The organism is Candidatus Tiamatella incendiivivens (genome assembly GCA_015522635.1).
In the GTDB taxonomy this organism is placed as follows: domain Archaea; phylum Thermoproteota; class Thermoprotei_A; order Sulfolobales; family Acidilobaceae; genus Tiamatella; species Tiamatella incendiivivens.
The window spans coordinates 25,388-32,848 of record WALW01000014.1; the positions used below are offsets into that span (position 1 = coordinate 25,388).

At 44.9% G+C, this 7,461-nt stretch carries 8 protein-coding genes and 1 rRNA gene; 7 read left to right on the top strand and 2 right to left on the bottom strand.

From position 1 onward, the window contains the following. Positions 1-77 precede the first annotated feature (77 nt). From F7B60_03065 to F7B60_03095, 7 genes are all read left to right on the top strand, one after another. Positions 78-977, top strand: a complete 900-nt coding sequence (locus F7B60_03065; GenBank protein ID MCE4614494.1) for a DUF655 domain-containing protein — start codon at positions 78-80, stop codon at positions 975-977. Further along, complete coding sequence (locus F7B60_03070) at positions 977-1,801, top strand: ribosomal RNA small subunit methyltransferase A (GenBank protein MCE4614495.1); 825 nt, start codon at positions 977-979, stop codon at positions 1,799-1,801. Before F7B60_03065 ends, F7B60_03070 begins: the two co-directional genes overlap by 1 nt. After that, entirely contained in the window at positions 1,765-2,430 is a 666-nt protein-coding gene (locus F7B60_03075) for a methyltransferase (protein ID MCE4614496.1), read from the top strand. Before F7B60_03070 ends, F7B60_03075 begins: the two co-directional genes overlap by 37 nt. Next, positions 2,423-3,133, top strand: coding sequence for an RNA methyltransferase (locus F7B60_03080; protein ID MCE4614497.1), 711 nt, complete (start codon positions 2,423-2,425; stop codon positions 3,131-3,133). The genes F7B60_03075 and F7B60_03080 overlap by 8 nt, the downstream gene beginning before the upstream one ends. Beyond that, entirely contained in the window at positions 3,133-4,185 is a 1,053-nt protein-coding gene (locus F7B60_03085) for a THUMP domain-containing protein (protein MCE4614498.1), read from the top strand. Before F7B60_03080 ends, F7B60_03085 begins: the two co-directional genes overlap by 1 nt. Positions 4,186-4,256: 71 nt before the next feature. Then, entirely contained in the window at positions 4,257-4,766 is a 510-nt protein-coding gene (locus F7B60_03090; GenBank protein MCE4614499.1) for a 50S ribosomal protein L16, read from the top strand. A gap of 455 nt (positions 4,767-5,221) precedes the next feature. Next, positions 5,222-6,724, top strand: a 16S ribosomal RNA gene (locus F7B60_03095). A 334-nt stretch (positions 6,725-7,058) separates the two neighbouring features. Here the strand turns inward: F7B60_03095 and F7B60_03100 are convergent. Next, complete coding sequence (locus F7B60_03100; protein MCE4614500.1) at positions 7,059-7,256, bottom strand: hypothetical protein; 198 nt, start codon at positions 7,254-7,256, stop codon at positions 7,059-7,061. Next, a partial coding sequence (locus F7B60_03105) for a hypothetical protein (GenBank protein ID MCE4614501.1) occupies positions 7,250-7,461 on the bottom strand: 212 nt, incomplete at its 5' end. The genes F7B60_03100 and F7B60_03105, both read right to left, overlap by 7 nt.

The window sequence follows — 7,461 nt, forward strand, 5'->3', positions numbered from 1 at the left end:
ACCATGTATTTAAGGCATCTAGTCTATATTTTAGGTATGGTTTATTAGTAACGAGAAGAGTTATATGGTGAACACTTATGTATAGACCTGGAAGAAAGCCTCCTAGAAGATATGCTTCCCGTCAACCACCAGGCAGATGGCATAAGGAGCAAGCCTTTCATCCCGCCAGAGTTGAAAGGGAGGCTGTTGTCCTTGACTATATGCCACGGGGTAATCCCTTTGATGTACACCCAGAGCATAGGAGCGGAGTTCCTATAGCGGTTGGTGTAGGAGTAAGGAAATTTACTTTAGTGGACGGGATCCCTCTCATAGGAGAACCTGAGTTCATGGAAAAGATTTCATTATCATTTCAATTTAGGGCAGGTAGCTACAGGCTTTACTGTATTGAAATACTTAAAAATAGCGTAGCCTGCTTTTCTAAGGAGCCTATTGATAATGCTGTAGCAGAAAGTATAGCTAAGGAAATTGGAAGGTTTTCTTCTGTTAAAGTATTCAGCGATCCCACTGTGCTTTCTAAGTACATAGAGGCCTTCGGTTTTTCACCTAGAGTTATAGATACTCATAGAATTCCATTGAAATATGATGATCTAACAACTGTGGCAAAGGATAATTTGAAAGAAGCGTTAAAGAAAATCATAAAAATGAGAGAAAAAATCTTTATCGAGTTTTATAATACCGCGGAACCCATAAGCTTACGGCTCCATACGTTAGAACTCCTGAAAGGCATAGGTCAAAGAACACTTAGAGAATTCCTTAATGAGAGAAAAAAGCGTGGTAAATTCAAGAGCTTTGAAGAACTTTCAAGTGTATTAAGAAGTGATCCCATTGAAATGATAGCTGATAAAATCATTGCTGAGCTCGGAGGAGAAGATAGGTATTATATTTTTATAAAACCTCCGCTTCCACAGCCCAGTGAATCTAGTAGGCAAAGAATCTATCTAGGCTACTTAGACCGTCTGGCTCGGGAAGAAGAGTAATGATATATTCTATTGCAAGCGCCCCTCCTTTATCTTATCCTGGTTTACTTCGCTGGACAAAAACTATTTTGAATGCCTATAGTATTAGGCCTAGTGATAGGTTCGGTCAGAACTTTGTCGTTAAACCCCAAATAATTATTGACATTCTAGATTGCCTACTATCATTCTCGTGTTCAAGGATACTAGAGCTGGGGGCAGGATTGGGGTCGCTTTCCTATTATCTGAATGCCGTTTGCGGCTCTACACTTTCAGTTGAAATAGATCCTAAGCTAGCTAGGATTGTTTACAATGTTGTTGAAAATGTTAAAGGTAGCGTAATAAACGGGGATGGATTGGATTTCATTTCAACTGGACTTTTCCACCAGTTCGTCTCCAACACTCCATATCATTTGTCAGGCAAGATAATTGCCAAACTCGCGTCAAGTAATTCTATTCATGGAGCCTCACTACTTGTCCAGAAAGAGGTTGGAGATAGATTATTGGCACAGCCTGGTGATAGGGATTATGGAAGATTATCTATAATTGGGCAATTATTCTTTGATGCTTCAGTGAAACGTTTCTATCCCCCAAGTTTCTTCTACCCTAAACCTGAAGTTTCTGGTGAACTGATTTGTCTTCGAAGGAAAAAATCATGGGACAACAAGTTGCATGGGAAGCTAGAGGAGGTTACCGCTTGCTTATTTTCAGGTAGGAATAAGATTGCTTATAAACAGGTTTCAAAATGTACAGGTTTACCCGTTATGGAGCTTGAGTGGTTATCCGGGATAAGGATTAGGGAGATGACACCTTGGGATATAGAGAGGTTACTAGAGGTTTACGGGTAAGAAATACCCTCCATAAGGGATTTAGAGTTAACTATGCGATACACCCTTGTGTTTATGAACCAGAGGAAGATAGTTTTCTTTTGGCCGATTCTCTAGTTAATGCTTTTCATAATGGTTTGCAACCGAATAGTGTCATCGAACTTGGGGTAGGATCAGGCTATATTTCTAGTTTGATTTTCAGTCTGTGGGATCCCAGGCTTTTTGTGGGAACAGATGTTAACCGGTTCGCTATTGAAGCGACTAAATCGTCTCTGTCTATGCATGAGAGAGCCTTGAAGAAAAGTTCTATAGTTGTATGTGATAGAGATTCCTGTGTTAGTGATGAATGGACCTTTGATTTAGCGATTTCCAATCCTCCTTACCTTCCTGTGGAGGACGAAGTTAAAGATGAATGCAACGAACTGCTCATTAGGGGCTGGAGTTGCAAACGGCAATGCCTAGAAGGTTTCTGTGCCTCATTATGCAAAAGAGGGAGAGTTGTTTTTATGGTCCTATCAAATCTCTCCCCTTTAGATGGTGTATTTGAGTGCATGGAACAATTCAACTGTAAACCAAAGATTATAAGGAAGCGTAAGGTTTTCTTTGAGGAAATACTAGTTGTTATGGGTGAACATGCTCTTGATGATTAGAATTGTTCTCATCGGAACTGAGGGTGAAATCAACCTTGGAATGATTGCTAGGATAGCTGGGAATTTCTGCATCAATGAGCTTTACCTAGTTTCGCCTCAAGCTGATATAGGCAATGAAGCTGTTCGATATTCTGTCAGGGCTGCGGATATCCTTAAGAGGTCTGTTATAGTTGACAGTCTGGAGAGGGCTTTGGATGGTGTTGATGTTTCATTTTGTTCTACTGCCATAAAGAGGGGAGGCGATTTTCTGAGGAAAACAATAGAGTTAAACTCTGTTATTCAGATAGTTGAAAAACTTATTCCCAGCAAAGTCGCTTTCGTTTTTGGGAGAGAGAGTACTGGGTTGACACGTGGAGAGTTAGCACGATGCGATTACAGATTCACCATAGAAACTTGTCCTAGTTATCCGACACTGAATTTAGCTAACTCTGTTGCAATAACTATGTACGAGATATACCGTAACATAACTAGGAAACCCTTGCATGAAGGCTTAAGTGGAAATAAATTCATAGAACAGAGAAACAGGTTGATTACCGTATTTGAGCATTTATCCTCTCAAGTTTTCAGAGATGAATATAGAGTAAAGAATTCTAAGCTTCTTGCTATGAAATTAGCTGATCCTCGGTTTCTTGATGACGTGGAAATAGGCTTACTTCTCACCCTGATGTCCAGGTTGAAAGGGCGTTTAGAGAGGTGTTCCTAGTGAGGCTTCTTTTTACATGTAACCCTGGAACAGAGGATGTAGTATCACTTGAAGCAGCTGAATTACTGGGAGCTACGCCTCTGGAAAACAGGAAAATGTACGGTAGAATAGTTGTAGAAACGCCAATAGAGGACTATGAATTACTAGCTGAAAAAATCTATGAGATGAGGACTATACATTATGCTGGTATCCTTCTCCTATGGGATGAGTCCGAGGAACCCAATTTAGATTGGATTAAAAAATCCGCTGAGGAATCATTTATATGGAGGTATATACCGGGTTCCTCTTCTTTCGCCGTAAAATCGGTCAGGGAAGGTAGCCATGACTTCACATCGATGGATATATCAAAAGTTGTTGGTGGGATAATATATGATTCCATTAAAAATGGGGGAGTAATTCCTATAGTTAGACTTAATTCACCATCCATTCTAGTGCGTGCGGATCTCATAGAAAACGAGTTATACATTTCGCTTTCACTCACAGGGGACTATTCCAGGCATATAAGACGATATAGGGTTTTTGACCATCCTGCTGCACTTAAATCCACTTTAGCAGCGGTGATGTTACGATTAGCACAAGCTGTAGATGGAGACATTATTCTAGATCCTATGTGTGGCTCTGGAACAGTAGCTCTGGAAGCAACGCATATTTTTGAAGCATCTCGCATAATATGTAATGATGTGAATGCCAAGCATATTAGGAGTGCCAAAGCGAATGCTTTTCTAGCGCGTGTGAAAGATAGGATAAAATTCACAGTTAGCAACGCATTGGATCTAGATAGTAAACTTGAGGAGCCTGTGGATGTAATAGTCTCTAATCCTCCTTATGGTATTAGGTTGGGGAGTGCACGTTCGGTAAAGGTTCTCTACAAGAAACTAGTGTCAAAACTGCCATTCATATTATCTCCTGGGGGTAGGGTTTCATTCATAACACCGGAAGGCAGGTATATGAAGAGGTTGCTTGTAAATAACGGGTTTGAGATAATCGATTATAGAAAGGTGAAACATGGAGATTTGTGGGTATCTATTATAACTGGTCAGCAAGCTGTTTAAAAAGGAATCTTTAATAATGCACATTAATGCTTCAATATGTAGTATAGTTGATTGGAGAGAGGTGCATGAATATGCCGCTCAGACCAGCTAAGTGTTATACACACTTCACGACACCAGCCTATACTAGGAAGGAATATATTCACGGTGTTCCTCAGCCTAAGATAACAAAGTTCGAAATGGGTAACCCACGTATTGACGCCGATATATTAGTTCAATTAGTAGTACTGGAGTCAGGTCAGGTAAGGCATAATGCTCTTGAGGCTGCTAGAATGGCTGTTAACAAATACCTTACCATAAAGGTCGGGTCGAATAACTTCTACTTCAGGATAAGAACATATCCACATCAGGTTCTAAGAGAAAACAAAATGATGGCATTTGCAGGTGCTGACAGACTTCAGGATGGGATGAGGCAAGCCTTTGGAAAACCCATTGGTACAGCCGCCAGAGTATTCCCCGGCCATGTAGTTCTAGAAGCAAAGGGTAGGAGGCAAGACCTTCCTCATTTAAAGGAAGCTCTTAGAAGGGGGGGAGACAAACTACCCTTACCTACTAGGATAGTAATAAAGGAAGCAACTCAATAAAGCAATGCTTCTTTACTTATACTATCCATAACCTCTTCGAATTCTTTGTAAACCAATAATTAATAGCCTCTCTATGAAAAACTCTTATACACACCCGCGGCTACCCGGCGGCGGCGCGAGGACAACACGGGGCTGAGCCCCGGGTATATAAAGGGATGAGCCCTACAGCCTCCAGCCGCGGGAACAACCTCCCAGACTTTACGAACCGTATAAATCTTACAGAACTAACCACGTGAGAAAACCTATATATACCCCGCATAAGATAACTATAAGCTTGCGTAAAATCTAGCACACAGAAAGAGTGACACTTGGAAATGGGGTCCTAAACACCCTCGGAAGCTATCCGAGGAAGTTTGGGGCCGACAGGGGTCGCTTACGTGGTGCTCCCTCCCACAGCATGGAGCGCCGCGCCACGAAAAGGGATCCGCCATCCTCCAGGGCGGCATGCGGCCGTCACTCCGGTTGATCCTGCCGGACCCGACTGCTATCGGGGTGGGGCTAAGCCATGGGAGTCGCACGACCCGTCGCTACGGGGAGTGGCGGACGGCTGAGTAACACGTGGCTAACCTACCCTCGGGACGGGGATAACCCCGGGAAACTGGGGCTAATCCCCGATAGGCGAGGAGGCCTGGAATGGTTCCCCGCCCAAAGGGGACACTGGGGGTTATCGCCGGTGTCGTCGCCCGAGGATGGGGCTACGGCCCATCAGGTAGTTGGCGGGGTAACGGCCCGCCAAGCCGATAACGGGTAGGGGCCGTGAGAGCGGGAGCCCCCAGATGGGCACTGAGACAAGGGCCCAGGCCCTACGGGGTGCACCAGGCGCGAAACCTCCGCAATGCGGGCAACCGTGACGGGGTCACCCCGAGTGCCACCCACGTGGTGGCTTTTCCCCGCTGTAGGAAGGCGGGGGAATAAGCGGGGGGCAAGACTGGTGTCAGCCGCCGCGGTAATACCAGCCCCGCGAGTGGTCGGGATGTTTACTGGGCCTAAAGCGCCCGTAGCCGGCCCGGTAAGTCTCTGCCTAAAGCCCCGGGCTCAACCCGGGGAGTGGCGGAGATACTGCCGGGCTAGGGGGCGGGAGAGGCCGAGGGTACTCCCGGGGTAGGGGCGAAATCCTATAATCCCGGGAGGACCACCAGTGGCGAAGGCGCTCGGCTGGAACGCGCCCGACGGTGAGGGGCGAAGGCCGGGGGAGCAAACCGGATTAGATACCCGGGTAGTCCCGGCTGTAAACGATGCGGGCTAGGTGTTGGGCGGGCGGTAGAGCCCGCCCAGTGCCGCAGGGAAGCCGTTAAGCCCGCCGCCTGGGGAGTACGGCCGCAAGGCTGAAACTTAAAGGAATTGGCGGGGGAGTACCACAAGGGGTGGAGCCTGCGGTTTAATTGGACTCAACGCCGGGAAACTTACCGGGGGAGACAGCTGTATGAGGGCCAGGCTGAAGACCTTGCCAGACTAGCTGAGAGGTGGTGCATGGCCGTCGCCAGTTCGTGACGTGAGTTGTCCGCTTAAGTGCGGCAACGAACGAGACCCGTACCCCTAGTTGCCAGCTAACCTCTTCGGAGGATAGGGCATCACTAGGGGGACTGCCGTCGATGAGACGGAGGAAGGTGCGGGCCACGGCAGGTCAGTATGCCCCAATAACCCCCGGGCCACACGCGGGCTACAATGGCTAGGACAATGGGTCCCGACTCCGAAAGGGGAAGGTAATCCCATAAACCTAGCCGCAGTTGGGATCGAGGGCTGCAACTCGCCCTCGTGAACGTGGAATCCCCAGTAACCGCGTGTCAACATCGCGCGGTGAACACGTCCCTACTCCTTGCACACACCGCCCGTCGCTCCATCCAAGTCGTCTCTGGATGAGGCGTACCTCATGAGGGGTGCGTCGAATCCGGGGGCGATAAGGAGGGAGAAGTCGTAACAAGGTAGCCGTAGGGGAACCTGCGGCTGGATCACCTCCTGCCGAAGTAGGGCGAAGCGACAATAGAGGGGCCTACACAGAGAGAGGTAAGAGAAAACCTATTTTTTTCTCTTAATTTTTAACACAATGCAACTATTTTTTAGTATTTAGTTAACATTTTGTAAAATTAGCACTTTATGAGCGAAAAGCATAAAATAAACGACATTAAGTTAAACAAAAGTTAAGTTTTTTTCACAAATACTGATCATAGTGTAAAAGTAGGGACTAGGAAGGCCCAGAATATGTATGCATTATTTCAATGTTATGTATTTTTTAATCGTTTGGATTAGTAATGAGGTAGTGTATTTCATAGATGATGACTTCTAAGTATAGAATTAAATTCTAAACTTAATTTTATTGACATAATCCTCTAATTTTCTTCTTTTGGAGTAATCAGCATCTTGAATAATAGATTTTGCGACTTCATATGCTTCCGCATCTCCAGAGCCCTCAAACAAATCGTAAATAGCATAAAATACAGTTTTTTTATCTAAGTTATCATCATCTATGTAGGGCTTCAATAATTCTAGCAATCTTTTATCTCCCTCTCCTTGTGTAAACCGTAGAATATCATTGGATGAGCATAGTATAATATGGCTTTTTTTCTTTCTAAAAGAACAGCAATCCTTCGTGTTAAATTATCCCAAATATTAGTTGTAGTTTCTTTTATACTATGTCCTGTTATCAGAAGTTTTCCAATTTTAAATTTCATATCACCTTTAAATCTTATGTCTGAAT